The sequence below is a fragment of the Nocardia sp. XZ_19_385 genome (genome assembly GCF_015355755.1).
Taxonomy (GTDB): domain Bacteria; phylum Actinomycetota; class Actinomycetes; order Mycobacteriales; family Mycobacteriaceae; genus Nocardia.
The window spans coordinates 1756232-1782133 of sequence record NZ_JACVEE010000001.1; the positions used below are offsets into that span (position 1 = coordinate 1756232).

23 protein-coding genes and 2 tRNA genes are annotated in these 25902 nt (G+C 66.5%); 10 read left to right on the forward strand and 15 right to left on the reverse strand.

Annotation, left to right across the window (positions count from 1 at the left end):
- Positions 1–37: 37 nt before the first annotated feature.
- Complete coding sequence (locus IBX22_RS08275) at positions 38–2215, forward strand: RNA degradosome polyphosphate kinase (RefSeq protein ID WP_194814720.1); 2178 nt, start codon at positions 38–40, stop codon at positions 2213–2215.
- Entirely contained in the window at positions 2212–3183 is a 972-nt protein-coding gene (locus tag IBX22_RS08280; protein ID WP_309234486.1) for a bifunctional NUDIX hydrolase/histidine phosphatase family protein, read from the forward strand. Before IBX22_RS08275 ends, IBX22_RS08280 begins: the two co-directional genes overlap by 4 nt.
- A gap of 160 nt (positions 3184–3343) precedes the next feature.
- Here IBX22_RS08280 and IBX22_RS08285 read toward each other — a convergent pair whose 3' ends face one another.
- The 3 genes from IBX22_RS08285 to leuC all read right to left on the reverse strand — a co-directional run bounded on the left by IBX22_RS08285 (position 3344) and on the right by leuC (position 6202).
- A complete protein-coding gene (locus IBX22_RS08285) occupies positions 3344–3976 on the reverse strand; it encodes an HU family DNA-binding protein (protein ID WP_194814721.1) in 633 nt (210 codons plus the stop codon).
- 157 nt (positions 3977–4133) lie between these two features.
- Positions 4134–4742 (reverse strand): 3-isopropylmalate dehydratase small subunit, encoded by a 609-nt coding sequence (leuD, locus tag IBX22_RS08290; RefSeq protein ID WP_194814722.1) that lies wholly within the window; start codon positions 4740–4742, stop codon positions 4134–4136.
- A 35-nt stretch (positions 4743–4777) separates the two neighbouring features.
- A complete protein-coding gene (leuC, locus tag IBX22_RS08295) occupies positions 4778–6202 on the reverse strand; it encodes a 3-isopropylmalate dehydratase large subunit (protein WP_194814723.1) in 1425 nt (474 codons plus the stop codon).
- Between the two features lie 156 nt (positions 6203–6358).
- Between leuC and IBX22_RS08300 the strand changes: the two genes are divergently transcribed.
- The 3 genes from IBX22_RS08300 to IBX22_RS08310 all read left to right on the forward strand — a co-directional run bounded on the left by IBX22_RS08300 (position 6359) and on the right by IBX22_RS08310 (position 7859).
- On the forward strand, positions 6359–7060 hold the full coding sequence (locus IBX22_RS08300; RefSeq protein WP_194814724.1) for an IclR family transcriptional regulator: 702 nt from the start codon (positions 6359–6361) through the stop codon (positions 7058–7060).
- A gap of 33 nt (positions 7061–7093) precedes the next feature.
- Positions 7094–7594 carry a PPOX class F420-dependent oxidoreductase gene (locus IBX22_RS08305; RefSeq protein ID WP_194814725.1) on the forward strand — a complete coding sequence of 167 codons (501 nt, stop codon included), beginning with the start codon at positions 7094–7096 and terminating at the stop codon, positions 7592–7594.
- A 73-nt stretch (positions 7595–7667) separates the two neighbouring features.
- On the forward strand, positions 7668–7859 hold the full coding sequence (locus IBX22_RS08310) for a DUF5302 domain-containing protein (protein WP_194814726.1): 192 nt from the start codon (positions 7668–7670) through the stop codon (positions 7857–7859).
- 240 nt (positions 7860–8099) lie between these two features.
- On the opposite strand, the gene IBX22_RS08315 is transcribed toward IBX22_RS08310, so the two are convergent.
- The 4 genes from IBX22_RS08315 to IBX22_RS08330 all read right to left on the reverse strand — a co-directional run bounded on the left by IBX22_RS08315 (position 8100) and on the right by IBX22_RS08330 (position 10785).
- Positions 8100–8172: transfer RNA gene (locus tag IBX22_RS08315), tRNA-Glu, on the reverse strand.
- A gap of 154 nt (positions 8173–8326) precedes the next feature.
- Positions 8327–8398: transfer RNA gene (locus tag IBX22_RS08320), tRNA-Gln, on the reverse strand.
- 125 nt (positions 8399–8523) lie between these two features.
- Positions 8524–9996 (reverse strand): glutamate--tRNA ligase, encoded by a 1473-nt coding sequence (gltX, locus tag IBX22_RS08325; RefSeq protein ID WP_194814727.1) that lies wholly within the window; start codon positions 9994–9996, stop codon positions 8524–8526.
- A 15-nt stretch (positions 9997–10011) separates the two neighbouring features.
- Positions 10012–10785 carry a fumarylacetoacetate hydrolase family protein gene (locus tag IBX22_RS08330; protein ID WP_194814728.1) on the reverse strand — a complete coding sequence of 258 codons (774 nt, stop codon included), beginning with the start codon at positions 10783–10785 and terminating at the stop codon, positions 10012–10014.
- 391 nt (positions 10786–11176) lie between these two features.
- Between IBX22_RS08330 and IBX22_RS08335 the strand changes: the two genes are divergently transcribed.
- The 5 genes from IBX22_RS08335 (at position 11177) to IBX22_RS08350 (ending at position 15642) form a co-directional block, all read left to right on the forward strand.
- Positions 11177–12364 (forward strand): MFS transporter, encoded by a 1188-nt coding sequence (locus IBX22_RS08335; RefSeq protein WP_194814729.1) that lies wholly within the window; start codon positions 11177–11179, stop codon positions 12362–12364.
- A gap of 72 nt (positions 12365–12436) precedes the next feature.
- The gene (locus tag IBX22_RS37905; RefSeq protein ID WP_309234487.1) at positions 12437–12847 is read left to right on the forward strand and encodes an ADP-ribosylglycohydrolase family protein; all 411 of its coding nucleotides are present in this window, start codon (positions 12437–12439) and stop codon (positions 12845–12847) included.
- Positions 12804–13514, forward strand: coding sequence for an ADP-ribosylglycohydrolase family protein (locus tag IBX22_RS08340; protein ID WP_255526419.1), 711 nt, complete (start codon positions 12804–12806; stop codon positions 13512–13514). Before IBX22_RS37905 ends, IBX22_RS08340 begins: the two co-directional genes overlap by 44 nt.
- A 124-nt stretch (positions 13515–13638) precedes the next feature.
- Positions 13639–15078, forward strand: coding sequence for an FAD-dependent monooxygenase (locus tag IBX22_RS08345; RefSeq protein WP_228538253.1), 1440 nt, complete (start codon positions 13639–13641; stop codon positions 15076–15078).
- Between the two features lie 99 nt (positions 15079–15177).
- Entirely contained in the window at positions 15178–15642 is a 465-nt protein-coding gene (locus tag IBX22_RS08350) for a hypothetical protein (protein ID WP_194814730.1), read from the forward strand.
- A gap of 1056 nt (positions 15643–16698) precedes the next feature.
- On the opposite strand, the gene IBX22_RS08355 is transcribed toward IBX22_RS08350, so the two are convergent.
- From IBX22_RS08355 to iolC, 8 genes are all read right to left on the reverse strand, one after another.
- A complete protein-coding gene (locus IBX22_RS08355; RefSeq protein WP_194814731.1) occupies positions 16699–17706 on the reverse strand; it encodes a 3-isopropylmalate dehydrogenase in 1008 nt (335 codons plus the stop codon).
- Between the two features lie 246 nt (positions 17707–17952).
- Positions 17953–19551: a phosphoglycerate dehydrogenase gene (gene serA / locus IBX22_RS08360; RefSeq protein ID WP_194814732.1), complete on the reverse strand. Its 1599-nt coding sequence runs from the start codon at positions 19549–19551 to the stop codon at positions 17953–17955.
- A 958-nt stretch (positions 19552–20509) separates the two neighbouring features.
- Entirely contained in the window at positions 20510–20716 is a 207-nt protein-coding gene (locus IBX22_RS08365) for a cold-shock protein (RefSeq protein WP_194814733.1), read from the reverse strand.
- A gap of 97 nt (positions 20717–20813) precedes the next feature.
- A complete protein-coding gene (locus IBX22_RS08370; protein WP_194814734.1) occupies positions 20814–21017 on the reverse strand; it encodes a cold-shock protein in 204 nt (67 codons plus the stop codon).
- A 233-nt stretch (positions 21018–21250) separates the two neighbouring features.
- Positions 21251–23101, reverse strand: coding sequence for a 3D-(3,5/4)-trihydroxycyclohexane-1,2-dione acylhydrolase (decyclizing) (gene iolD / locus IBX22_RS08375; RefSeq protein WP_194814735.1), 1851 nt, complete (start codon positions 23099–23101; stop codon positions 21251–21253).
- A gap of 12 nt (positions 23102–23113) precedes the next feature.
- Positions 23114–24001 (reverse strand): 5-deoxy-glucuronate isomerase, encoded by an 888-nt coding sequence (iolB, locus tag IBX22_RS08380; protein WP_194814736.1) that lies wholly within the window; start codon positions 23999–24001, stop codon positions 23114–23116.
- Entirely contained in the window at positions 23998–24891 is an 894-nt protein-coding gene (locus IBX22_RS08385) for an aldolase (RefSeq protein ID WP_194814737.1), read from the reverse strand. Before IBX22_RS08385 ends, iolB begins: the two co-directional genes overlap by 4 nt.
- A gap of 33 nt (positions 24892–24924) precedes the next feature.
- A complete protein-coding gene (gene iolC, locus IBX22_RS08390; RefSeq protein ID WP_194814738.1) occupies positions 24925–25881 on the reverse strand; it encodes a 5-dehydro-2-deoxygluconokinase in 957 nt (318 codons plus the stop codon).
- Between the last annotated feature and the right edge of the window lie 21 nt (positions 25882–25902).

A 25902-nucleotide genomic window follows, 5' to 3' on the forward strand; every position in this document is an offset into this window, starting at 1 on the left:
GCGGGTGTCGACCTGCACGCAGCGCCCGAAGTAAGGGATGATCGAGAGCGTGAGTGATACGGAAATCGTCAAGCAGCAGTTGCTGCCGACGCCACCGCCTGCCGCGACGCGGCTGTCGGCCGACCCCGAGGCGCAGCGGTTGCCCCGTGATCGCTACCTCAATCGCGAACTGAGTTGGCTGGACTTCAACGCCCGGGTGCTCGCCCTCGCCGAGGACGCCTCGCTGCCGCTGCTGGAACGCGCGAAATTCCTGGCGATCTTCGCCTCCAATCTGGACGAGTTCTATATGGTCCGCGTCGCGGGCCTCAAGCGCCGCGCCGAGACCGGCCTGACGGTGCGTTCGGCCGACGGCCGCTCCCCCAGCGAGCAGCTGGAGCTGATCGCGACCCGCGCCCAGGAGATCGCCGACCGGCATGCCCGGGTCTTCATGAATTCGGTGCTGCCCGCGCTCACCGACGAGGGCATCGCGATCATCGACTGGTCCGATCTCGACGACGACGAGCGCCAGCGCCTGTCCGGGTATTTCCAGGATCAGGTTTTCCCGGTGCTCACCCCGCTGGCGGTGGATCCGGCGCACCCGTTCCCCTACATCAGCGGCCTGAGCCTCAATCTCGCCGTCACGGTGAAGGATTCGGCGACCGGCGGCGAGCATTTCGCCCGCGTGAAGGTGCCGGACAACGTAGATCGTTTCGTGCGCGTGCGCCGCACCGAATCCGGTTCTCCCATCGCGGCTTTCCTGCCGATGGAGGCGCTCATCGCGGCGCACCTGGATCTGCTGTTCCCCGGAATGGAAGTGGTGGAACACCATTCGTTCCGGATCACCCGCAACGCCGACTTCGAAGTCGACGAGGACCGCGACGAGGACCTGCTACAGGCGCTGGAACGCGAACTGGCACGCAGACGCTTCGGATCGCCTGTCCGACTAGAGGTTTCCGACGACATGACCGAGCACATGCTCGATCTGCTCCTGCGCGAGCTGGACGTCGACCCCGGCGATGTCATCCAGGTGCCCGGCCTGCTCGACCTATCCTGCCTCTGGCAGGTATATGGCGTCGATCGGCCCAATCTCAAGGATTTCCCCTACGTTCCGGCCACCCCGCCCGCCTTCGGCGAACGCGAGACCCCACGCAATGTGTTCGCGGCGCTGCGTGAAGGCGATGTGCTGGTGCACCACCCCTACGATTCCTTCTCCACCAGCGTGCAGCGCTTCATCGAGCAGGCCGCGGCCGACCCGCAGGTACTCGCCATCAAGCAGACGCTGTACCGCACCTCCGGTGACTCCCCGATCGTCAACGCGCTCATCGACGCCGCCGAGGCCGGCAAGCAGGTGGTGGCGCTGGTCGAGATCAAGGCCCGCTTCGACGAACAGGCCAACATCAAATGGGCCCGCGCCCTGGAGCAGGCCGGCGTGCACGTCGTCTACGGCTTGATCGGCCTCAAGACGCACTGCAAGACCTGTCTGGTGGTGCGGCGCGAAGGCGCGACCATCCGCCGCTACTGCCATATCGGCACCGGCAACTACAACCCGAAGACCGCGCGGCTCTACGAGGACGTCGGATTACTCACCGCCGCACCGGAAATCGGCGCCGACCTGACCGACCTGTTCAATTCGCTGACCGGTTACTCGCGTAAGGCGAACTACCGCAATCTGCTCGTCGCACCCCAGGGTGTGCGCCAGGGCATCATCGAACGAATCGAACGTGAGACCGAATTGGCCCGCCAGGGCGAGCCGGCGCGAATCCGTATGAAGGCCAACGCGATCGTCGACGAACAGGTGATCGACGCGCTCTACCGTGCCTCGCAGGCCGGTGTCCCGGTGCAGATCGTGGTGCGCGGCATCTGCGGCCTGCGCCCCGGCGTGCCCGGCATGAGCGAAAACATCGAGGTGCGCTCGATTCTCGGCCGCTACCTGGAGCATTCCCGGGTCATGCACTTCCAGGCTCAGGACCAGTACTGGATCGGCAGTGCCGACATGATGCACCGCAATCTGGACCGGCGCGTGGAAGTCATGGTGCAGGTGAAGGATCGGCGCTTGGCCGACCAACTCGGCGATGTGTTCGACTCGGCGTTGAATCCGGAGACCCGCTGCTGGGTACTCCAGTCCGATGGCAGTTGGCACGCCTGGCCGACCGGAGTCGGGGAGAACCCCAACGGCGTGCGCGTGCGTGACCACCAAGAGTTCCTGATGCGATTGCGGAGACCTGATCAGCGGTGAAGACCGGTTACGAAGAGAACGGCGAGCCGTTCTGGGATCCCCGTGTGCGCGCCAACATTCACGCCGCCGGCGCGGTGTTGTGGCGCCGGGCGGCGGATTCCGGAGCGGTGGAGATCGCCGTGGTGCACCGTCCGAAGTACATGGACTGGTCGCTGCCGAAGGGCAAGCTCGATCCCGGTGAGACCCCGGTGATCGCGGCGGTGCGCGAGGTCGGCGAGGAAACCGGGCTGGACTGCCGGCTCGGCCGCTACCTCGGGCACGTCACCTATCCGATTCCCGGCCATCGCAAGCTCAAGCGGGTGGACTACTGGTCCGCCGAGGTGGCCGGCGGCGCCTTCAGCGCCAATTCCGAAGTGGACCAGCTCAGTTGGTACACCTTGGACAAGGTGCAGGATCAGCTGTCCTATCCGATGGATCGGCAGGTCCTGCGCTCGTTCACCCGGCTGCCGGCGCGCACCAGCACGCTGCTGCTGGTGCGGCACGCGAAGGCCGGCCGGCGCGATCGGTTCGACGGTCCCGATGCCGAACGACCGCTGGAGCGGGCCGGTCAGAGCCAGGCACAGGGCCTGGTGCCGAACCTGTTGGCGTTCGGCGCATCCGAGGTGTTCTCCGCCGATCCGGCGCGGTGTGTGCAGACGGTGCAGCCGTTGGCCGAGAAACTGGGCGTACCAATAACTCTGGAACCCCTGCTTTCCGAAACCGGTTATGCGGCAGCGAAAGACGAGGCCCGGGCCCGCGTGGTCAGCCTTGTTTCAGATTCCGCGGTGCGCGTTGTGTGCAGTCAGGGCAAGGTGATTCCCGATCTGCTGGCGTGGTGGGCCGAGCGGGACGGCGTGACGCTGCCCTCCGCGCGCAACCGCAAGGGTAGTGCGTGGGTGCTGTCGTTCGTCGACGGGAAGCTGGTCGCGGCCGACCATATGGACCGATCGCTGTCCACCGACGTCGTGAAGTCCGACGCCGCAAGCTGATTCGACTCCATACTTACAAAACGAAAGTGGCCCCGAGGATGAACCTCAGGGCCACTTTCAGTCGGTGCATCAGGTGATTCGACTGCCTCGGCAGTGAATTACCTAGCGGCGCAGTAGGAACCGTGCCGCGTTTGTCGAACGGTGTTGCCTGAAGAGGCGATCAGCGACCGCGACGAGCGGTGACCTTCTTGGCGGTGGTCTTCTTCGCAGGAGCCTTCTTCGCGGCGGTCTTCTTGGCGACCGTCTTCTTGGCAACAACCTTCTTGGCCGGCGCCTTCTTGACAGCGGTCTTCTTGGCGACCGTCTTCTTGGCGGGGGCCTTCTTGGCCGCCGTCTTGGTGGCAGTCGCCTTGCGAGCGGCCGTCTTTGCGGGAGCCTTCTTCGCAGCCTTCTTGGCCGGTCCGGTGGCCTTCTTGGCGGTGGTCTTCTTCGCCGCCGTCTTCTTGGCCGCCTTCTTAGCCGCCACAGGCGCATTCACGCCCCGCTTGACCGCAGGACCGCTCGCGGCGAGCTTCTGCTTACCCGCGATGACGGCCTTGAACTGGGCGCCGGGACGGAACGCGGGCACCGAAGTCGGCTTAACCTTGACGGTTTCGCCGGTGCGCGGGTTCCGGGCCACACGGGCCGCACGCTTGCGCTGTTCGAAGACACCGAAGCCGGTGATGGTGACGCTCTGGCCTTTGTGAACCGCGCGAACGATGGTGTCGACAACATGCTCGACTGCCGCGGTAGCCGTGCGCCTGTCCGTACCCAACTTTTCGGTCAGAACGTCGATCAGTTCCGCCTTGTTCATTGAATCCTCCGCAGACTAATGGCCCGTCGTCGGACCGACTAGGTACCACGGTAAACCCACATTGGGCAAGAGTCTATGTGCCACGCCAAAATTCATCGTGGTTTAGCACACGTCTAGCTACCCTCTCCCGTGGTACCCAGCTATCGGTCCGGTGTGATTACGCCTGCGAAATACGTGCCGGGAGCGTGACGGGCTTCCAAGCCGGCCTTGCCTTTTCGAACTCGGTGATGACCTCGCTACGCCGTAGCGTCAGCCCGATGTCGTCCAAGCCTTCGAGCAGACGCCAGCGCGTGTAGTCATCAATATCGAACGGCAACACGACCGTTCCGGCCGTTACGGTGCGGGATTGGAGGTCTACAACCAATTCGAGGCCGGGCTGTTCCTCGATCAACTTCCAGAGCATTTCGACATCATTCTGTGACATCTGCGCGGCCAGAACGCCGCCCTTACCGGCATTGCCGCGGAAGATGTCCGCGAAGCGCGACGAGATCACGACCCGAAAGCCGTAGTCCGACAGGGCCCACACGGCGTGCTCACGTGAGGAACCGGTACCGAAATCCGGACCAGCGACCAGCACGCTGCCGTGTTTGTAAGGCTCAGTGTTGAGAATGAAGTCGGGATCCGATCGCCATGCTGCGAACAGCCCGTCCTCGAATCCGGTGCGGGTCACGCGCTTCAGGTACACGGCCGGGATGATCTGATCGGTATCGACATTCGACCGGCGCAGCGGCACCCCGGTGCCCTTGTGGACGGTGAAGGCTTCCATGAGATTCTCCTGATTGAGTAGGGTTTCGCGCCCGGTCAGGCCAGATCCGCAGGCGAGGACAGAGTTCCGCGGACCGCCGTCGCGGCCGCTACGAGCGGGGAAACCAGGTGCGTACGGCCACCTTTGCCCTGCCGGCCCTCGAAGTTGCGGTTGGACGTGGAAGCACAGCGCTGACCCGGATCGAGCTGATCGGGGTTCATTCCCAAGCACATCGAGCAGCCGGCCTGCCGCCATTCCGCGCCCGCGGCCGTGAAAATCTCGCCCAGTCCTTCTTTTTCCGCCTGCGCGCGCACCCGCATCGACCCCGGTACGACAAGCATTCGGACGCCGTCGGCGACCTTGCGGCCCTCCAAAATGCTGGCCACCGCGCGCAAATCCTCGATGCGCCCGTTGGTGCACGAACCCACGAATACGGTGTCCACCGCGACGTCCCGAAGCGGAGTACCGGGCTCCAAATCCATGTACCGCAGAGCTTTCTCCGCGGCGTCGCGCGCCGACTCGTCGGCAATGTCGGCCGGATTCGGCACCGCGGTGCCCAGCGGTGCACCCTGACCGGGGTTCGTACCCCAGGTGACGAAGGGGGTCAACGCGTTCGCGTCGATGTGCACCTCATGATCGAAAACCGCGCCGTCATCGGTCGCGAGCGACTTCCACGCGGTCACAGCGGCATCCCAGTCATCACCCTGCGGGGCGTGTGGGCGACCCTTCAGGAATTCGTAGGTGATTTCGTCCGGCGCGATCATGCCGGCCCGCGCGCCCGCTTCGATCGACATGTTGCAGATCGTCATTCGGGCTTCCATCGACATGGCGCGAATGGCCGCGCCGCGGTACTCCAGCACATAACCCTGGCCGCCGCCGGTGCCGATCTTGGCGATGACGGCCAGGATCAGGTCCTTGCTCGTGACGCCGGGCTGCAATTCGCCGTCCACGGTGATCGCCATGGTCTTGAACGGGCGCAGCGAGAGCGTCTGGGTGGCAAGCACATGCTCCACCTCGGAGGTGCCGATACCCATGGCCAGCGCGCCGAACGCGCCGTGGGTGGAGGTGTGGCTGTCGCCGCAGACCACGGTCATACCCGGCTGGGTCAGGCCCAGCTGCGGGCCGACCACGTGCACGATGCCCTGATCGAGATCGCCCATCGGGTGCAACCGCACACCGAATTCCGCGCAATTGCGCCGCAGCGTTTCCACCTGGGTGCGCGAAATCGGGTCCGCGATCGGCTTGTCGATATCGATGGTGGGGACGTTGTGGTCCTCGGTGGCGATGGTGAGATCGGGCCGGCGCACCGGGCGTCCGGCGGCGCGCAGGCCGTCGAAGGCCTGCGGGCTGGTCACCTCGTGCACCAGATGCAGATCGATGTAGATCAAATCGGGTTCGCGCGCGGCGCCTTCGCCGTCACCGTGTGCGACGACGTGCTGCTCCCACACCTTTTCGGCCAGTGTGCGTGGGCGGTCGGCCATGTTCGATCACCTTTCCGACGTGCTGCCGTCATTCCCACGATCTGGGCTGATTACGCGGGCTGGCGGCTGCCAAGAGTTTGGATAACCGCGACACCGGAGCCGTTTGATCACCCCCAGGGTTGACCATCTCAACATCCGAGACGCTAATATCGTTCTATGAGACAGCATAGCGGCATCGGCGTTCTCGACAAAGCAGTGGCGGTGCTCTACGCCGTCGCCGAACATCCGTGTGGTCTCAACGAGCTCTGCACCCGCACCGGCCTCCCCCGCGCCACCGCGCACCGGCTCGCGGTCGGGCTCGAGGTGCACCGCTTGCTGGCCCGTGACAGCAACGGACTCTGGCGTCCGGGCCCAGCCCTGGCCGAGCTGGCCGCGGGCGCCTCCGATCCGCTCCAGGAGGCAGCGGCGGCCATTCTGCCGCGCCTGCGCGAGATCACCGGCGAGAGCGTGCAGATCTACGTGCGCGACGGCCATTCCCGGGTCTGCATCGCCTCGATGGAGCCGCCCGTCGGCCTGCGCGACACAGTGCCCGTCGGCGCCCGCCTCCCGCTCACCGCCGGCTCCGCCGCCAAGGTGCTGCTCGCCTGGGCCGATCCCGAGTTGCAGCGCACCATCCTGGCCGACGCCGTCTTCGGCGAGCGCGCCCTGGCCGAGGTGCGCAAGCGCGGCTGGGCACAGAGCGCGGCCGAGCGCGCGGCCGGCGTGGCGAGCGTCTCCGCCCCCGTGCGCGACAGCGCCGGCACCATCGTCGCGGCCGTCTCGGTATCCGGACCCATCGACCGCATGGGCCGCCGCCCCGGCGCCCGCTGGGCCGCCGATCTCGTCGCCGCCGCCGAGGCTTTGCACAAGCGTCTGTAACACGTTCTAGGCCGTGGGCTTTACAGTGGGCCCATGGGAGTGAATCAACGGGCACAAATCACCATGTCCGAGACCGAGATCGCCGAGTTCCTGCAGCGCAGCCGGGTCGCGACACTGGCCACCATCAGCGCGCACGGCACACCACACCTCACCGCCATGTGGTACGCCCTGATCGACGGCGAAATCTGGTTCGAGACCAAGGCCAAGTCGCAAAAAGCAGTCAACCTGCGCCGCGACCCCCGCGTCACCGTGATGATCGAAGCCGGTGACACCTACGACCAGCTGCGCGGCGTCTCCTTCGAAGGCACCGCCGAGATCATCGACGACCCCGACAAGCTGTTCGCGGTAGGCGTCAGCGTCTGGGAGCGCTACACCGGCCCCTACTCCGAGGAAATGCGCCCCTTCGTCGACCAGATGCTGCACAAGCGCGTAGCCGTCCGCATCACCCCCCACCGCTCCCGCTCCTGGGACCACCGCAAACTCGGCCTCCCCGCCCTCCCCCGCGGCGGCACCACCGCCGACCCCCTCGACTGACCGGAATGACATCGGTGGTGGGGCGGGTATAGCGTTCTGTAGTTCGATAGAGGTCGACGAGGAGGAGCAGGCGATGACGGATTCGGATAGTTCGGCTAGTTCGGATACCAGTGCCGAAGAGGTGAAGCGCAAGTTCCGCGAGGCGCTGGACCGCAAGAAGTCCCAGCAAGCGCAGTCGAACGACCATCTGGATGGCCGCTCGAAGGCCTCCGGAGCCCACAGCAACGCCAGCCACAAGCGCGAATTCCGCCGCAAGAGCGGATAAGCAAGACACCAAAGAAGGCCCTCCCAGCAACGCTGCGAGGGCCTTTTTCAGCTCTGAAGAGGCCCGCCCACAATCCATGATCCGACAACCAATGCGCCCCAACCGAGCGGCGATCCGCGAACCGGGGAGGGGGTCCGGGGGCGAAGCCCTCCGGGCGGGGTTTGGGGGCTCCGCCCCCAAAAGATATGCGAAACAAGAAAAGGCGAGCGCTCTTTGCGAGCACTCGCCTTCCATCTTGTGTAGCCCCGACGGGATTCGAACCCGCGCTACCGCCTTGAGAGGGCGGCGTCCTAGGCCGCTAGACGACGGGGCCAGGACTGATCTCCCGAGGTTTCCCTCGTGGATCATCCGCTTTGAGCTTTCGCTCTGAGGAAGCTCGGTTAGCTTAGCTGACCGAAGCTCGGCGACCAAATCGCCGGATGCTGAACAACTTTCGGTAGCGAACCGAGAGGATCAACATTCTCCAGCTGGGGTACCAGGACTCGAACCTAGAATGGCTGAACCAGAATCAGCTGTGTTGCCAATTACACCATACCCCAATGACCAGAACGTTTGACCCCACCGTCTGGGTGACTGTGAGGCCGTGTTCCGAACGAGGAGAAGAGTACCAAACCTCTCCCGGTAAACTACAAATCGCCTGGTCAAAGCCCTATTTTTGGCGAAATTACGCCGTTGGGGTCCAGTCCCGGGCCGCGCGCAGCCGGTCCAGGGTGGCGCCCCGGCCCAGCAGCTCCATCGACTCGTACAGCGGCGGGCTGATGTGCGAACCCGTCACCCCGACTCGCACCGGCGCGAAGGCCTTGCGCGGTTTCAGCCCCAAATCCTCGATGAGCGCGGTTTTCAGCGCTTCCTCGATAGCCGGGGTGGTCCATTCGGTCAGCGGCTGCAGCGCGGCAATGGCGGCGTCCAATACCGGTACCGCGTCGGCGCCGAGATTCTTTGCGCCCGCCGCCGGGTCGATAGCGAATTCCGCCGGCGAAACGAACAGGAATCGCAGCAGTTCCCACGCATCACCCAGTACGACGATGCGGGTTTGCACCAGCTCGGCGGCGGCGGCGAAGGTCTTCTCGTCGACGTCGGCGCCGATATGGCCCTGTGCGGTGAGGAACTCACGCAGTCGGCGCGCGAAATCCCCGGGCTCCAGCAATCGGATGTGCTCGGCGTTGAGTGCGTCCGCCTTCTTCTGATCGAAACGCGCCGGATTGGAATTGACCTTCGAAATATCGAATGCCTCGACCATCTCGGCCATAGAGAACAGGTCGTGATCGTCGGAGATACCCCAGCCGAGTAGCGCGAGGTAATTCAGCAAACCCTCGGGGATGAATCCGCGATCGCGGTGGGCGAACAGATTCGACTCCGGATCGCGCTTGGAGAGCTTCTTGTTCCCGGCGCCCATCACGAACGGCAGATGGCCGAACTCGGGGGTGAACTCGGCCACGCCGATGCGCTGCAGTGCGCCGTAAAGGGCGAGCTGACGTGGGGTCGAAGACAGCAAATCCTCGCCGCGCAGCACGTGGGTGATCTTCATCAGCGCGTCGTCCACCGGGTTCACCAGTGTGTAGAGCGGATCACCGTTGCCGCGGGTGAGCGCGAAGTCCGGGACGGTGCCCGCCTTGAACGTCGTCTCGCCGCGCACCAGGTCGTGCCACGTCAGGTCGGCGTCGGGCATGCGGAGCCGAATCACCGCCGGGCGACCGGCATCCCGGAACGCCTGGATCTCCTCGGGCGTGAGGAACCGGTCGGCGTTGTCGTAACCGAGCTTCGGGTCGCGGCCGGCCGCTTTGTGCCGCGCCTCGACTTCCTCTGGGGTGGAGAAGGATTCGTAGGCCTCGCCGGCCTCGATCAGCTTGCGCACCACATCGAGATGAAGATCACGCCGCTGCGACTGCCGGTACGGCTCGTACGGGCCGCCGACCTCCGGACCCTCGTCCCAGGTGAGGCCGAGCCAGCGCAGCGCGTCCAGCAGCGACTGGTACGACTCCTCGGAATCGCGTGCGGCGTCGGTGTCTTCGATGCGGAAGACGAATTTGCCACCGTTGTGGCGGGCGTAGGCCCAGTTGAACAGTGCCGTCCGGATCAGGCCGACGTGCGGCGTTCCGGTCGGGGACGGGCAGAAGCGGACCCGTACGTCAGTCATGGCTCTCTTTCGCGATCAGCGCTTGGTGGCAACAGGATTGGTGAGGGTTCCGAGGCCCTCGATGGTGACGGAGACTTGCTGGCCGTCTTTCATGGGGCCGACGCCCTCCGGGGTGCCGGTCAGGATGAGATCGCCCGGCAGCAGGGTCATCACAGTGGATACCCATTCGATGAGTTTCGGAATGTCATGCAGCAGAAGCGATGTCCGGCTGCGCTGTTTGACCTCACCGTCCAGTTCGGTGACGATCTCGACATCCGTTGCGTCCAAAGATGTTTCGATCCACGGCCCGATCGGGCAGAAGGTGTCGTAGCCCTTGCCGCGCGTCCACTGACCGTCCTTGCGCTGCTGATCGCGGGCGGTCACATCGTTGGCGACGGTGTAGCCCAGGATCACATCCTTGGCGCGGGCGGCGGGCACGTCCTTGCACGGGCGGCCGATGACGACGGCCAGCTCGCCCTCGTAGTCGACCTGAGAAGAACTGGGCGGCAGGATGATCGGGGCGTTCGGGCCGACGATGGCGGTGCTCGGCTTCATGAAGATGACCGGCTCCTCGGGCGCGGGCCCGCCCATTTCCGCGGCGTGCGCGGCGTAATTCTTGCCGACGCAGATCACCTTGCTGGCCAGGATCGGCGCCAGCAGGCGGACGTCGGCCAGCGGCCAGCTCCGTCCGGTGAAGGTGGGGGTACCGAACGGGTGTTCCGCGATTTCCTTCGCAGTGGCGTCGCTTCCTTGTCCGTCGATGCTGACGAACGCGACCCCATCGGGACTTGCAACTCGACCTAGGCGCATATCCCGCAGTCTATCGAGGGGGTGGGGCTGACCAGGACGAAGCCTCGCTGTCGCTCGGCTTTCGTCCTGATCAGCGGGTTCCGGAGGGGCACCGGGGGCGCTTCGCTTCCCCGGTGCCGCGCTGCTTCGGGCTTGCCTGGCTGCGCTCGGCGTTCGCCCTGAGGTCACGCACAGATTTTCCGGGCAGGCGTGAAAGCGGTTGAGGTGAAGCCTTTCCCCGCTGCGGGCGGCGGGCACAGCGACCGGTTGGTCGGCGGGGACCGGGCCCAGCGGTGTGAGAAGGGTGACAGTTGGGCGTGGGAACGGATCCGGTCACCCGGGGTGTAGCGTATCGATCAGTTGTTCATAGAGTGGGACTTGAGTTCCATATAATGAGATCGAGGTGAGGCCGATGGCTACCGTGACGGAGATCCGTGAGGTTCGACGGTGGTCCATGCTCGGGCTCGGTGTTTTCGCGCAGGCCTCGAGTTCGGTCTTCATTCATGGGGTGCCCTTTCTGCTGCCCGCGTTGACGGCGCGGGGTATGTCGTTGCCGACCGCCGGGCTGTTGGTGGCCATGCCCACCGTTGGGCTGGTGTGCACCCTGATCGTGTGGGGTTATGTGGTCGACCGGATCGGTGAGCGCAAAGTACTGATCGGCGGGCCGCTGCTGATGTTCGTCGCGGGTATCGCGGCGGCGATGACGCACAACGACATCGCCCTCGGCGCACTGTTGTTCGTCGGTGGCATAGGTGCGGCCAGTACCAATGGGGCCAGTGGGCGGGTCATTGTCGGCTGGTTTCCGCCGCATCGGCGCGGGCTGGCCATGGGTATCCGGCAGACAGCGCAGCCGCTGGGGGTCGGCGTCGGTGCGTTGACGATTCCGTGGGTGGCGGCCGAATACGGCGTGGCGGCAGCTGTTCTGGTGCCTGCGGCGATGGCGGGGGTGGCGGCGCTCGGATGTCTGGCGGGGATTGTCGACCCGCCGCGGCCGAAGATCTCCGAGGCCGATCCGACGTTGCGCGCCAATCCCTATCGCGGCGATAGGACGCTGTGGCGGATTCACGCGGTGTCGGTGCTGCTGGTGGTTCCGCAGGCCACGGTGTGGACCTTCGCGCTGCTGTGGCTGCACCGCGATCTGGGCTGGTCGCTGGCGGCGGCCGGTTTGCTGGTGACGTTCACCCAGGTCCTGGGTGCGTTCGGGCGCATCGGCGCGGGCGCTTGGTCGGATCGGGTCGGCAGCCGGATGGGGCCGCTGCGGACGGTGGCGATCGCGGCCGTCATCTCCATGGCCGCATTGGGATTCACGGCGTGGACGCACTGGTGGTGGGCCGCGATTCCGCTGCTGGTCGCCGCTTCCGTGATCACGGTGTCCGACAACGGGTTGGCGTTCACCGCCGTGGCCGAGATCGCCGGGCCCTACTGGAGCGGGCGTGGGCTGGGCATTCAGAACACCGGCCAGAACCTGGTGATCGCGGCCGTCCCACCGGTTTTCGGCGCGCTGATCACCGCCACCGGGTTTCCGGCGGCCTACATTGCCGCGGCAGTCCTCGCCGCCGCCGCCGTGCCGCTGGTGCCGAAGGACCCGCCGCCCTCCTGAGCGCGGCGAAGGATCTCCCGGCCGGCCGGGAACCGCTGGCCGGGAATTCTGTTACCTGACAGGATCATCCAGGTGGAGGAGTACGCACAGATCGTCGATAAGATTCGGGGCGCGCTGCTGGGCGGGGCTGTGGGGGATGCGCTCGGCTGGCCGATCGAGTTCCAATCACTGGCTCAGATCCGCTCGGAGTACGGGCCCGCGGGTGTCACCGGTTTCCTGCCGGGACGTCCTGTACCGCATCGGATCACCGACGACACCCAGATGACGCTGTTCACCGCCGAGGGCCTGCTGCGCTGTCCCGCAGGCGCCGACCCGATACCGTCGCTGCGCCGGGCCTATCTGCGGTGGCTGGACACGCAATACCACCCCGGCCCCGGCCCCACGCCCGACGGCTGGCTCGCCACCCAGCAGTTCCTGTACGACGTACGCGCCCCGGGCAATGCCTGCATGGGGGGGCCTGCGTCAGCAGCAGAAGGGCTATGAGACACCGGTGCCGCTGGGTAAACCAGGCAAGGTCAACACCAACTCCAAAGGCTGTGGCACGGTGATGCGTTCGGCGCCGTTCGGCCTGGCCGGATACGGATCCGATATCGCGTTCAACGCATCGGCCCGCGCCGCCCAGCTCACCCACGGCCATCCCACCGGCTACCTGGCCGCCGGCGCCTTCGCCGCCCTGCTCGACCGTATCCTCGGCGGCCTGGACCTGCGAACCGCACTGCGGCAGAGCATCACTCAACTGAGCCAGTTCCCGTCCAGCGAGGAAACCATCGCCGCACTGGAATCCGCTATCGGCCTGGCCGATTCGACCGAACCCGCCGCGGAAGGGGTGGAGCAGGTGGGAGCGGGCTGGATCGCCGAGGAATGCCTCGCCATCGCCGTCTATTGCGCTCTGCAAGCCGAGGAAACCAAGGATGTCCGTGCCGCCCTGCTGCTTTCAGTGAACCATTCCGGCGACTCCGACTCCACCGGCGCGGTCGCCGGCAACCTGCTCGGCGCCATCCACGGCCTGGCCGCCCTCCCCATGGACTGGGTCACCGACATCGAAGGCCGCGATGTGATCCTGCAGGTCGCCGACGATTTGGTGGTCAACTTCGGGTACCACGACCGCACCCGCCTCGCCGACCGCTATCCCTTCGACCACCTGCCCTGATCTCCCGCAAGCCCTTAGCCAACAAGTGTTGGCCAACAACTGTTGACTCCCCGACGCATGTGGGCATACTCTTGCCTACAAGCGTTGGCCAACAAACGTTGGCAGGTAGAAGAGCTTGGAGGGCATGATGATTCCCGAACAGACCGATGTTCTGATCGTCGGCGGCGGACCCACCGGACTGCTGCTCGCAGGTGACCTCGCCCGCGCGGGCGTGGCGGTCACGCTGATCGAGCGGCGCGCCCACGGATCCGACCTCACCCGGGCATTCGGCGTGCACGCGCGGACCCTCGAGCAGTTCGACGCCCGCGGCATCGCGGAGCAGGTGCTCGAAGGCGGCGCCACCGTCGACACCCTGCGCCTGTTCGAGCACGCCGAGGTGAAGTTGGGCGAACTGCTCGACAGCCGCTTCGCGTATCTATTGATCACTCCGCAGACCCATGTCGAGGACGTCCTGCGCAAGCGGGCGATCGAACTCGGCGCGAATCTGATTCCGGGCGCCGAGCTGGTCACCTTCGCCGAGACCGCGTCAGGGGTGGAAGCAGATGTGCGGCACGAGGATTCGATCGCACAGGTAAACGCGCGGTACTTGGTCGGTGCGGACGGCTACCACAGCAAGGTACGCGAGACATTGCAGCTGCCGTTCCCGGGTAAGTCGGTGCTGAAGTCCATCATGCTGGCCGATGTCCGGTTGGCCGCACCGCCGCAGGACGTGCTGGCGGCCAACGGGGTTGGCGACGCGTTCGCTTTTGTCGCGCCCTTCGGTGACGGCTGGTACCGGATCTTCGCCTGGAATCGGCGCAATCAGGTGGCCGATACCGAACCGGTGGACTTCGAAGAACTGCGCGAGGTGACGCACCGGGCACTCGGCACCGATTTCGGCATGCACGACCCGCGGTGGCTCTCCCGGTTCCACAGCGATGAGCGGCAGGTGACCACCTACCGGGTGGGCCGGGTGTTCCTGGCCGGCGATGCGGCGCATGTACATTCGCCCGCGGGCGGGCAGGGCATGAACACCGGACTGCAAGACGCCGCGAATCTGGGCTGGAAACTCGCTGCGGCGGTGCAGGGTTGGGCGCCGGAGGGCCTGCTCGACACCTACCATGCCGAGCGACACCCGGTCGGCAAGGAGGTTGTGCGCACCAGCGGCGCCATCATCCGCGCGGCCATGCTGGAATCGAAGGTCGGCCAGCTGGTGCGCAATACCGTTGCGGGCGGCGCATTGTCGCTCTCGCCGATCGCACACAAGGCGGCCGGGTCGATCTCCGGCATCGGTTTCACCTATCCCCGCCCACACGGTGCGGACCGCCTCGTCGGCACCCGCGCCGCCGATATCGGCCTCACCGGCACGGCCGACCGGCTGTACGCGGCACTGCGCGACGGAAAGCTGGCGCTGGTGACGAACACACCGATCGCGCTCGACGGCCATGCCGACCGGGTCCAGGTCGTGACCCCCGCCGACCCGGACCAGCAGCCGATGCTGGTCCGGCCCGACGGCTACATCGCCTGGGCCGGCACCGCACAGAGTTTCGATTTCCCTGCGGCGCTTGCCGGTTCGATCGCCTGAGCACCGACAACACCGAATGGCCGGGTAACCACCCGGCCATTTTCACGCGCATGTAAAGCCAGTCTTGACAAGCGGCTCACGTCAAGGCAGCCTTTACATATGACCGAAGAAAAGCGCCCCGACCCCCAGGACGAACGGGCGACCCTCGGAATGTTGTTGTCCGCCAACGCCGACCTGGTCGTCGAAGTCCTCCGCCCCGCCGAGGGCGACCCGAAGGTCCCAGTCCTGGCCGCCCTCACCGCAACCCGCAACCTGAGCCGCCTGGTCGACGACATCCTGCACACCCTCGCCCGCCAAGCCCGCGAGGAAGGCCACACCTGGGCCGAACTCGGCGACCTCCTCGGCACCTCCCGCCAAGCCGCTTTCCAGCGCTTCAGCGGCCCGATGCCCCCACTCGGCCCACTCCCGCACCCCCCGATGCCCCCCTTCCCACCCGGCCCACCGGCCGCCCCCAACTTCCGCACCCCGCCACCGCCGCCGACCCCGGGCCGCCCCGGTATGCCACCGGGCCCGGTCCACCCACCAGCCCCAGGAATGCCGCCCGGCCCAGGCCGCCCATTCTGAACTTCCTTCCAGCACAGGGAGATACAAATGTCCACCGAACCCAACGACCCGACCGGCATCCCACCCAACCCACCTGCGCCGCCTACCCCACCGCCCTGCGGTCCCTTCGACCAAGCGGCCACACCCCACCCACCGACCGGCCACCCGTCACACCCAACTCCGGACGCCGATCCCTCTGCACCGCAACCACATCGACCGCCCAGCCCACCAGCGCCTCCTCCTCTGGACGCGAATCCCCTTGCCCAGCAGCCGCGTTGGGATCCGGCCGCGCCATCTCTAGACACGGATTCCCCTGCCAGGCAGCCACACCAGGGAATGACACCATCGCACCCGCGCTCGGATTCCTGCGCCCAACAGCCCCATCCAGGAACGCCGCACCCGGGCTCGGAGTCCCACGCTCAGCAGCCGCATTGGGCAACAACGCCACCACACTTCGACTCGGATACCCCCGGCCAGCAGCCGCACTGGGGCACGACGCCACCACACCCCGAATCGAATTCTCCTGCCCAGCAGTCCTATGCAGGACCGACGCCACAACACCAAGGCCCGGATCTCCGTACCCAGCAGCCACATTGGGGACCACCACCGCCGCCCGGCGCACCGTGGCCGCCGCCACCGCCGCCACCGGGCGCACCGTGGCCACCCCCGCCGGGCACTGGATGGCCTCCGCCCCCGGAGAGCCCTCACTTCGATGGCCCCTCCGGCTATGAATGGCAAACTCCCCCACCACATCCGACGCCCCACTCTTCGCACCCGGATATGTCTTGGCGGACGCACCCCCATCCGCAGAGCGACAAGCCCACCCCGCCACAGGATGCGCCACGCCCGCCCGCACCGGATGCGAAGTAAGTGGTCCGGACCCCACCTCCGCTCACTGCATAACAACTCACTGCGCATAAGCCAGAGAGCGCCGCCATCACCTACATTCAGCAATCCGATCACGGCGCTACCTTCAAAAGCGGTTGGCCCCATTGCTGATCCGTCGAACCCAAGCACGGCCACGCGCAAGACAAAGGCCCCGACCGGGTGGTCGGGGCCTGTCGCTATAGCTCAGGTTCAGACGGCGGCGGCGATGCGGTCGCCGATCTCGACGGTGGAGGCGGCGCCGGTGCGGGACGCGAGGTCCTTGGCGACGGCGGACTCGATGCGGGCCGCGGCCTCGGTGTGGCCCAGGTGGTTGAGCAGGAGCGAGACCGAGAGGATGGCGGCGGTGGGGTCGGCCTTGGACTGGCCCGCGATGTCGGGGGCGCTGCCGTGGACCGGCTCGAACATGGAGGGGTTGGTGCCGGAGGCGTCGATGTTGCCGGAGGCGGCCAGGCCGATGCCACCGGAGACGGCGGCGGCGAGGTCGGTGATGATGTCGCCGAAAAGATTGTCCGTGACGATCACGTCGAAGCGGCCCGGGTCGTTCACCATGTGGATGGTGGCGGCGTCGATGTGCTGGTAAGCCGTTGCGACATCGGGGAATTCGGTGGCGACCTCGTCGACGGTGCGCTGCCACAGCGAGCCGGCGAAGGTGAGGACGTTGTTCTTGTGCACCAGGGTGAGGTGCTTGCGGCGGGACTGCGCGACGTTGAAGGCGTAGCGGACGACGCGCTCGATCCCGAACCGGGTGTTGGTGCTGACCTCGGTGGCGACCTCGTGCGGAGTCTCGACGCGGATGGCGCCGCCGGTGCCGGTGTAGGGGCCTTCGGTGCCTTCGCGGACGACCACGAAATCGATCTCGGGGTTACCGGCCAGCGGGCTGGTGACACCGGCGAACAGCTTGGAGGGGCGCAGGTTCACGTGATGGTCCAGCGCGAAACGGGTGCGCAGCAGCAGGCCGCGCTCCAGGACACCGCTGGGCACGGACGGGTCGCCGATCGCGCCGAGCAGAATCGCGTCGTGCTGCTTGAGCTCGGGGAGCACGTTCTCCGGCAGGATCTCGCCGGTCGCGTGGTAGCGCTTGGCACCCAGGTCGTATTCGGTCTTCTCGACACCGGGCAGCACCACGTCGAGCACCTTGAGCGCCTCGGCGATGACCTCGGGACCGATTCCGTCACCAGGGATGACAGCAAGCTTCATGAAACCAATGCTCCATTCGGGTTCTTTTAGATAATTCCGCGTGCGCCCGTGAACACCAGCCACGATATCTGGCGCCTCGGATACCCCTGCCACCAGGGCAAACCTCTCTCACACAGTGAGATCGGCAGGCCTGATGGAGCGCCGGGGGCCGAGGCTCGGGAACGCAACACACGCTGACGAATACGCCGAGTCCCTCCCACCGACAGTGGAAGGGACTCGGAGTCAAAGACTTTCAGTCGGGCTGGCTCAGGCCAGGTCGACCAGCACGACCTTCGCCGCGCCGACTGACTCGGCGATCGCGGACAGCACGTCAGCGGCCACATCCTGGTTGACGCGCAGGACAACCGTCGCGCCTTCCTGGTCCACGTCCTGGCTCAGCTGCGCGGCCAGGATGTCGACACCGGCTTCGCCGAGCTTGGTGCCGATCTTGCCCAGCGCGCCCGGCTTGTCCTCGTAGTTGAGGACGGCCAGGTTCAGGCCCTCGGCGCGCATGTCGTAGTTGCGGCCGTTGATGTTGACGATCTTCTGCACCTGCTGCGGCTCGGTCAGGGTGCCGGCCACGTTCAGGGTGCGGCCGTCGCCGAACACGGCGCGCAGGTCGACCAGGCTGCGGTGGGTCGGGCTCTCGGTGTGCGTGGTGACCGAGGCCTCGAGGCCGCGATCCTTGGCCAGCGAGGGCGCGTTGACGAAGGTGACCGCATCTTCGATGAGGGCGGAGAAGACACCGCGCAGCGCCGAAAGCTCCAGCACCGCAACGTCGTTGGCGGCGAGCTCGCCGCGCACCTGAACCTCCAGGCTGACCGGCAGCTCGTCGGCGATGGCGCCGAGCAGCGCGCCCTGCTTGCGCACGATCTCCAGCCACGGCGCGACATCGTCGGTGACCGAACCGCCGGTGACGTTGACCGCGCCCGGCACGAACTCACCGGCGAGGGCGAGCTGCACGGACTTGGCGACATCGGTGCCCGCGCGGTCCTGCGCCTCCGAGGTGGACGCACCCAGGTGCGGGGTCACGACGACCTGCGGCAGGTTGAACAGCGGGCTGTCGGTGCACGGTTCGGTTTCGAACACGTCCAGACCGGCGGCGCGCACATGGCCCGAGGTGATGGCGTCGGCGAGCGCCTGCTCGTCGATCAGCCCGCCGCGGGCGGCGTTGACGATGATGACGCCCTTCTTGGTCTTGGCGATCGTCTCGGCATTGATCATGCCCTTGGTCTCGGGCGTCTTCGGCAGGTGGATGGAGATGAAGTCGGCGCGCTCGAGCACCTCGTCCAGGGTGACCAGCTCGATGCCGAGCTGCGCGGCGCGAGCCGGGGAGGTGTAGGGGTCGTACGCGATGAGCTTGGTCTCGAAGGCGGCCAGGCGCTGGGCGAAGAGCTGGCCGATGCGGCCCAGGCCGATGACGCCGACGGTCTTGCCGAAGATCTCGACACCGTTGAACTTGCTGCGCTGCCAGGTGTGCTCACGCAGGGTGGCGTCGGCGGCGGGAATCTGGCGAGCGGCGGCGAGCAGCAGCGTGACGGCGTGCTCGGCGGCGGTGTGGATGTTGGAGGTCGGGGCGTTGACGACCATGACGCCGCGCTCGGTGGCCGCGGGCACGTCGACATTGTCGAGGCCGACGCCGGCGCGGGCGACGATCTTCAGGTTCTTACCGGCTTCGAGCACCTCGGCGTCGACGGTGGTCGCGGAGCGCACGAGTAGTGCGTCGGCATCCGGGACCGCGGCGAGTAGCGCCGGGCGGTCGGGACCGTCGACCCAACGAACCTCGACTCCATCACCGAGCGCGTCGACGGTCGACTGGGCGAGCTTGTCGGCGATCAGGACAACGGGACGGCCTGCTTGGCTCACGATGGAGTACTCCTGGGGAATGGGGTCGGCATTTACCGCCGCCCAGCTTAGTGGGATCGATTTTGGGTCCCCTTACCCCCCGGTAGGCACCCGCCGTCAGTGTGGCACCGCGCGGACGGGCCCGGACACGGCGGAAGGCCCCGCGCCAGCCGGCGTGAGGCCTTCCCACATTTCGCGCCGATCGGGCGGCGCGGGTTCGATCGAATTATTCGATCGGATATTCGACTCAGCCGCCGAAGGAGCCGGTCCACAGGGTCTTGAAGATGCCGGAAAGGGCAGCACCAAAGGTGTTGAACAGGCCGTCGAGAGCAGCGGAACCGGTGTCGATGATAACGGGGATCATTTGAATACCTCTTCGGTCGGAATGTTTCCAGCGAACTGGCTTGCACATGGCACATCGGGGTCCGGATGAATGCGGTTACGGAATTCCAAGGATTAGTGACGTAGGACACAATCGAACCAAAGAAGTGACCTGGCACACGGCACGCCAGGTTGGATGACCCTAGAATCAGGGGCTTTACCTGGGGAAATGGGACGCCTACGGGCTGGACAGATGACCAGCTCGCGAGCCCTTTGCGATCCCCTGTGAGAACTCTGGCAGCCGTCTAAGAATTGCAGGTAGACGATTTGAAAGTCGAATCCCTAGCGCCGTTACCGACGGTCCAGAGCGCTCTAGCGCGCTATTGGATAATTCGTAGTGATGCACCCGTGATACTCACGTTATGCGTCGATGACGCGACCGCCGGAACCCGGACCTGATGGCAATCCACGTCCGCATCCAATGACCGGAACATTCAGACGAACCGGCGCAATCGGACATGCGAACCCGTACGCATAACTGACATATCGGACACCCGACGCGCCTTCTGTTGATCACCGCGCCACGTCAGGCGAGCGCCGAAAGATGTGGCCGATCGAACACTGCGCCTGCGGCCCCGGGGCTACCCGCAAGCGGTGCTCAGTCGATAACGCGGACGCCGACGGCTTCCGGACCGGCCTTGGCAGGCCGGATCTCGAACTCGACGCGCTGCCCCTCGGTGAGGTTTCGGAAGCCGGAACCGTCGAGTTCCAGATAGTCGACGAAGACGTCGGGACCGCCGCCGTCTTCGGCGATGAACCCGAAACCCTTCTTCGTGTCGAACCACTTCACCGTGCCCTGCGCCACCAGACCATCCTAGAACGGGCCGGAGCTGCCCCCGAACGCGATACAGCCCCCGCACCGTGCACGGTGCGGGGGCTGTATCGAAGCTTAGATCGCGAGATCAGAGAACGCGGACGTCCTGCGCCTGCGGGCCCTTCTGGCCCTGGCCGATCTCGAACTCCACGCGCTGACCCTCGTCGAGGGACCGGAAACCCGCGCCGCTAACGGCCGAGTAATGAACGAAGACGTCGGGGCCGCCGCCGTCTTGTGCGATGAAGCCGAAGCCCTTCTCGCTGTTGAACCACTTAACTACACCCTGAGCCATTTCATACCTTCTTGTTGACGAGCCAGATTCTGGCAAACGGAATGCCCTGGTCTCGATCATCAACGATGCCATGATCCGACGAATTCGGCCACAGAAAGTTGCCCTCGATGTGAGGCAAACGACGCCGCCCACGGGGTGTGGCGGGCGACTCGCACCGGGCATTTCCCCCGCTCAGCGGCCATTTCCATCCGGAAATACTGCGTGGGGAAGCCATTGGCGCAGCTGTGAAAATTTCACCCTCGCGGGTCGAGGTAGCGGAGCTGCGCACGCTTGCCGGGCTCATACTCGGCGCGACCGGAAAGGTGTTGCGGCACACCGACTTCCCACCAGGCGCCGGATTCGGTCCAGGTTGCGGGCTGGGTGCCGACCACCACGACGGCAGGCCGGGAGTGCTCGCGCGCCGCGGCCCGGGCCTGCGCATAGGCAGTCCGGAATTCGTCCAGGTCAGTGGCGGTATAGACCTCGCAACCGAGAGCTCGGGCGTGCGCGGCGAAATGCACGCGCGGTGGTTGCGGCAGGGTCGTGCGGCAATCGGCATAGAAATTATTGAACGAAACTCCGCCCTGCCCCTCTTGCAGGCGGGCGATGACCGCATAGCCGTCGTTATCACACACAACGGCGACGAACGGGTGGCCCGCGAACGCGGCGGAGAAGAGCTCGGAATTGGCCATCAGATAGGAGCCGTCGCCGAGCAGGGTGGTCACCAGGCCGGGGGTGTGCGCCATCGCCGCGCCCCACGCGCCGGCCAGTTCATAACCCATGCAGGAGAAGCCGTACTCGACGTCCATGGCCGGGGTCCCGCCGTGAGCGCGCCAGCCGCCGATGAGCTCGCCGGGGAGGCCGCCGGAGGCGGTCATGACGTAGTCGGCGGGCGCGCTGAGGTCGTTGACGACACCGACGACCTGGGCGTAGCTGGGGGCGCCGGTGGTGGGGGCGCGGAGTTTGTCGATGCGGGCGTCCCAGGCGCCGCGCAGGGCGGCGGCGCGCTCGGTCCAGGATTCGGCCACGCGCCAATCTCGCTGCACATGCCCGGCGAGGTCGCCGATCGCGGCCTGGGCGTCGCCCACGATGGCCAGGGCGCCGTGTTTGATGGCGTCGAAGCGGGCCGTGTTGATGGTGACGAGGCGGACGTCGGGGGCGAAGACGGTCCAGGAGGCGGTGGTGAAATCCTGCAGGCGGGTCCCGATGGCCAGGACCAGATCCGCCTCGGCGGCAAGGGTATTCGCCGATTCCGAACCGGTGATGCCGAGCGGGCCCGCGTGCAGCGGATGATCGTGCACGACGAGGGTGCGGCCCGCGGTGGTCTCGGTGACCGGAATGCCGTGGTGCTCAGCGAACTCCAGGATCTGGGATGCGGCGCCCGAATAGCGGACACCGCCGCCGAGGACGATCAACGGCCGCTGGGCGGCGCGGATGATAGCCGCGGCCTCGGCGAGAACGCGAATATCGGGGCGGGGGCGCGGGATTCGATGCAGCACCGGTTCGAACAGGGCGTCGGGAAAGTCGAAGATCTCGGCTTGGACATCCTGCGGAAGCGCCAGGGTGACCGGTCCCGCGTCGGCCGGGTCGGTGAGGACGCGGGCCACCTGCGGCAGGGTGGCGATGAGCTGTTCGGGACGGGTGATCCGGTCGAAGTAGCGGCTGACGGCACGGAACGCGTCGTTGACGGTGGCGGTGGCGTCGTGGAAATGCTCGACCTGTTGCAGGACGGGGTCGGGCGCGCGGCCGGTGAAGGTGTCACCTGGAAGCAGCAGCAGCGGAAGGCGATTGGCGTGCGCCACTCCGGCCGCGGTGATCATGTTCAGGGCGCCGGGGCCGATGGAGGAGGTCGCGACACCTACCTGGCGGCGCTGTGTGGCTTTGGCGTAGCCGACCGCGGCCAGTGCCATGCCTTGCTCGGTGTGCCCGCGCCAAGTGGGGATTTCGTCCCGGCGCTCCTGCAGGGCGGTGCCTAGACCGAGGACGTTGCCGTGCCCGAAGATCGCGAAAACCGCTGGGAACAAAGGGACTTCGCGACCGTCGAGCGTTTCCGAGCGCTGCGCGATCAGCCAGGAGACGAGGGCTTGTGCGGTGGTCGACTTCATCGGAACCGTCCTCTACAGGCGCCCCTTGTGATTCGTGACGGGGCAGCGGGGGTCACGGGGTTGGGTGTTCCAGGTCTCGCGGACCCAGCTGTGGGCCGGGTCGTCACAGAAGGCCATCGAACGCTGCTCTGCGGGGCCCGCGAGCACGTTGAGGTAATACATCGGGTAGCCGGGGGCGGCGACGCACGGACCGTGGTAGCCGTGCGGAATGAGGAAGACATCGCCGTCCCGGACGGCGACGTTCTCGTCGAGAGTGCTGTCGTAGGTGCGGTGCATGCCGAAACCGCTGCGGGACGGTGTGATTCCGTCCCGGTCGGCGATGCGGAAGTAGTAGATCTCCTCGTTGACGACCTCGCAGTCGGTGGCCGCATCGTGTTTGTGCGGTGGATAGGAGGACCAATTGCCGTCGGGGGTGAGCAGCTCGCAGGCGTTGAGCTTCTCGGCGTGGTCCCACACCCCGGGGACGCCGAAGTTGGTGACCTGACGGGTCGCTTGGCCCGCGCCGCGCACCTCCACCGGAACATCCTCAGCAGGACCGTATTTCGGGGCCAGGCGGCGAGAACAGCGCGCCATCGGCAACGCCACCTCCAGGCCATCACGGCTGGACAGCACGACCTCGGCATCACGGGGAATGTATGCGAAGTCGGTGACACGCGTGAAAACTGTTTCACGGCCCTGCAATTCGAAGGCCATGCCGTCTACACGCACTGTGCCGGAACCTGCCAGGGGCAGGACGAACGCCTCGAACTCCCCGGTGTGGACGGTCCTGGACTTTCCGGCAGGAACAGTCAGCACCCGTAACCCTGCGTAGCGCCACTGCGCCTTTTCCGGAGTCAGCAGAACCGGGTCGGAGCCGTCCGCAAGTGTCCCCGCGGGGAGATGCAGCTTCGTGGTGCTCATCGAGCCTCCTCGAGCACCCGCGCCGCGGCGTCGACGGCCGCGGCCACATCGCCGTCGGGTGGGTAAAGCAGGGAACGGCCGACCACCAGACCGCGGACTACGTCGTGGGTGAGGGCACTGCCCCATGCGGTGACGTCGGCTGCCGGATCGCCCGACGGGATTCCTCCGAGCACGACAACCGGCAGTGTCGTGGCGTCGAGAACCGAATTGTCGTCGGGTGCGGGAATTTTCAGCCACGTGTAAGCGGACGTCACGCCGAGGCCGGAGGCAACGGTGATGGCGCGGGACAGCGCGGGCGCATCCTTGCTCATGACGAGAGCGCCGGATTCGTCGCGGCGGTATGGCAGCGGCTCGACCATGGCCATGAGGCCGTGGGCCGCGAGGTCGGAGACGGCCTGGGCGCAGGCGTGCAGCGTCGGTACCGTGCCGGGATCCGAATCCACCAGGCGCAGCAGCATTTTGCCGCCGTCGAGCCGGTACTTCACCAGCGAGTCCGCGTCGTAGCCGGTGAAGCGGTCATCTATTTCCCATTCCGCACCGGCCAGGCCGCCACGGTTCATGGAGCCGATGACGACCTTGTCGTTGAGCGCGCCGAGCAGCAGGAGTTCCTCGACGACGTCCGGGGAACCGAGGACGCCGTCCACGGCCGGGTTGGATAGGGCGACGAGCAGGCGCTCGAGCAGAGTGCGACGGCCGGCCATGGCGGTGCGATCCGCCCCGACTTCCAGTGCGCCGCGGGCGGGGTGGTCGGCGGCGACGAGGAACAGGGTTCGCTTGTCCGGCATCAATGTCGGGCGGCGGACGCGGCGGGCATAGGCGCGTTCGACCGCGCCCGGATCGGTGGCACGGATGCGCAGCAGTTCACGCCAGCGCGCGTCGGTCAGGTACATCACGCCTCCTCGGATAAGCCGGAACCTGCGCTCTCACTGGGGTGTTCGTTCGGCGGTGCCCGCCAGTGCTTCGATCTCCTCGTGCGTCGGCATCGCGTCCGCACACGCCAGCCGGGAAGCGACCAGTGCCCCAGCGGCATTGGCGTAGACGGCGATGCGTTCCGGCTCCCAGCCCGAGAGCAGGCCGTGGATCAGGGCGCCACCGAAGCCGTCCCCCGCACCGAGCCCACAGACGACATCCACCGAACAGGGTGGCACCGTCCAGCGCCCAGCCACGGTGGCGATCAGGACTCCGTCGGCGCCACGTTTGACGACCGCAAGACTTACACCCCTTGCGAGTATTCGGTCCGCCGCCTCGTCCGGATCGGAAGTTCCCACGGCCACTTCGGTTTCGGTGCGGTTGCCCACCACCACCGTGACGTGGTCGAGCATCCAGGCGATCTCCGGGCGAGCCAGCGCCGGGTCCGGCCAGAACATCGGGCGGTAGTCCAGGTCGAGCACGGTGTGACCGCGGCGGGCGCGGCGATGCAGGATCGCACGCTGGGTGCTGCGACTGGCCTCGGCGCTCACACCGGTGCCCGTAACCCACAGCAAGGGCACCTGCTCCACCACATCCCAAGGGACATCGCGCGATTCGAGCGTCAGGTCAGGCGCGAGGGGGGAACGATAGAACAGCAGGGGCGGGTCCTCGGGCGGATCGAGCGCGCAGAAGACCACCGGAGTTTGCAGATTCAGAGCGGTGGCGACGTAACGCGAAGTGACGCCGAATCTTTCCAGTGCCGACCGCACGTAATCGCCGAAACCATCGGGGCCGACCTTCGTGAGCACAGCGCTGCGCCGCCCGAGCCGGGCGGCGGCTACCGCGACGTTTGTTGCGGTGCCGCCCAGCGACTTTGCGAATGTCTCCACCTCGGCCAGCGGTACTCCGCTTTGCTGCGGGTAGAGGTCCACTCCGACGCGACCTACCGTCAGCACCTCGAGCTCACTCATGGCGCACCCTCCCCGCCGGCC

Bases quoted from the DNA above. Each gene is read 5' to 3' on its own strand.
- IBX22_RS08345 (WP_228538253.1), top strand. From the start codon at position 13,639: ATGATGATTCCCGAACAGACCGATGTTCTGATCGTCGGCGGCGGACCC.
- IBX22_RS08305 (WP_194814725.1), top strand. From the start codon at position 7,094: ATGGGAGTGAATCAACGGGCACAAATCACCATGTCCGAGACCGAGATC.
- IBX22_RS08300 (WP_194814724.1), top strand. From the start codon at position 6,359: ATGAGACAGCATAGCGGCATCGGCGTTCTCGACAAAGCAGTGGCGGTG.
- IBX22_RS08355 (WP_194814731.1), bottom strand. From the start codon at position 17,706: ATGAAGCTTGCTGTCATCCCTGGTGACGGAATCGGTCCCGAGGTCATC.
- IBX22_RS08275 (WP_194814720.1), top strand. From the start codon at position 38: ATGATCGAGAGCGTGAGTGATACGGAAATCGTCAAGCAGCAGTTGCTG.
- IBX22_RS08340 (WP_255526419.1), top strand. From the start codon at position 12,804: ATGCCTGCATGGGGGGGCCTGCGTCAGCAGCAGAAGGGCTATGAGACA.
- IBX22_RS08370 (WP_194814734.1), bottom strand. From the start codon at position 21,017: ATGGCTCAGGGTGTAGTTAAGTGGTTCAACAGCGAGAAGGGCTTCGGC.
- iolC (WP_194814738.1), bottom strand. From the start codon at position 25,881: ATGAGTGAGCTCGAGGTGCTGACGGTAGGTCGCGTCGGAGTGGACCTC.
- IBX22_RS08310 (WP_194814726.1), top strand. From the start codon at position 7,668: ATGACGGATTCGGATAGTTCGGCTAGTTCGGATACCAGTGCCGAAGAG.
- IBX22_RS08335 (WP_194814729.1), top strand. From the start codon at position 11,177: ATGGCTACCGTGACGGAGATCCGTGAGGTTCGACGGTGGTCCATGCTC.
- IBX22_RS08350 (WP_194814730.1), top strand. From the start codon at position 15,178: ATGACCGAAGAAAAGCGCCCCGACCCCCAGGACGAACGGGCGACCCTC.
- IBX22_RS08330 (WP_194814728.1), bottom strand. From the start codon at position 10,785: ATGCGCCTAGGTCGAGTTGCAAGTCCCGATGGGGTCGCGTTCGTCAGC.
- iolB (WP_194814736.1), bottom strand. From the start codon at position 24,001: ATGAGCACCACGAAGCTGCATCTCCCCGCGGGGACACTTGCGGACGGC.
- iolD (WP_194814735.1), bottom strand. From the start codon at position 23,101: ATGAAGTCGACCACCGCACAAGCCCTCGTCTCCTGGCTGATCGCGCAG.
- leuD (WP_194814722.1), bottom strand. From the start codon at position 4,742: ATGGAAGCCTTCACCGTCCACAAGGGCACCGGGGTGCCGCTGCGCCGG.
- leuC (WP_194814723.1), bottom strand. From the start codon at position 6,202: ATGGCCGACCGCCCACGCACACTGGCCGAAAAGGTGTGGGAGCAGCAC.
- gltX (WP_194814727.1), bottom strand. From the start codon at position 9,996: ATGACTGACGTACGGGTCCGCTTCTGCCCGTCCCCGACCGGAACGCCG.
- IBX22_RS08285 (WP_194814721.1), bottom strand. From the start codon at position 3,976: ATGAACAAGGCGGAACTGATCGACGTTCTGACCGAAAAGTTGGGTACG.
- IBX22_RS08385 (WP_194814737.1), bottom strand. From the start codon at position 24,891: ATGTACCTGACCGACGCGCGCTGGCGTGAACTGCTGCGCATCCGTGCC.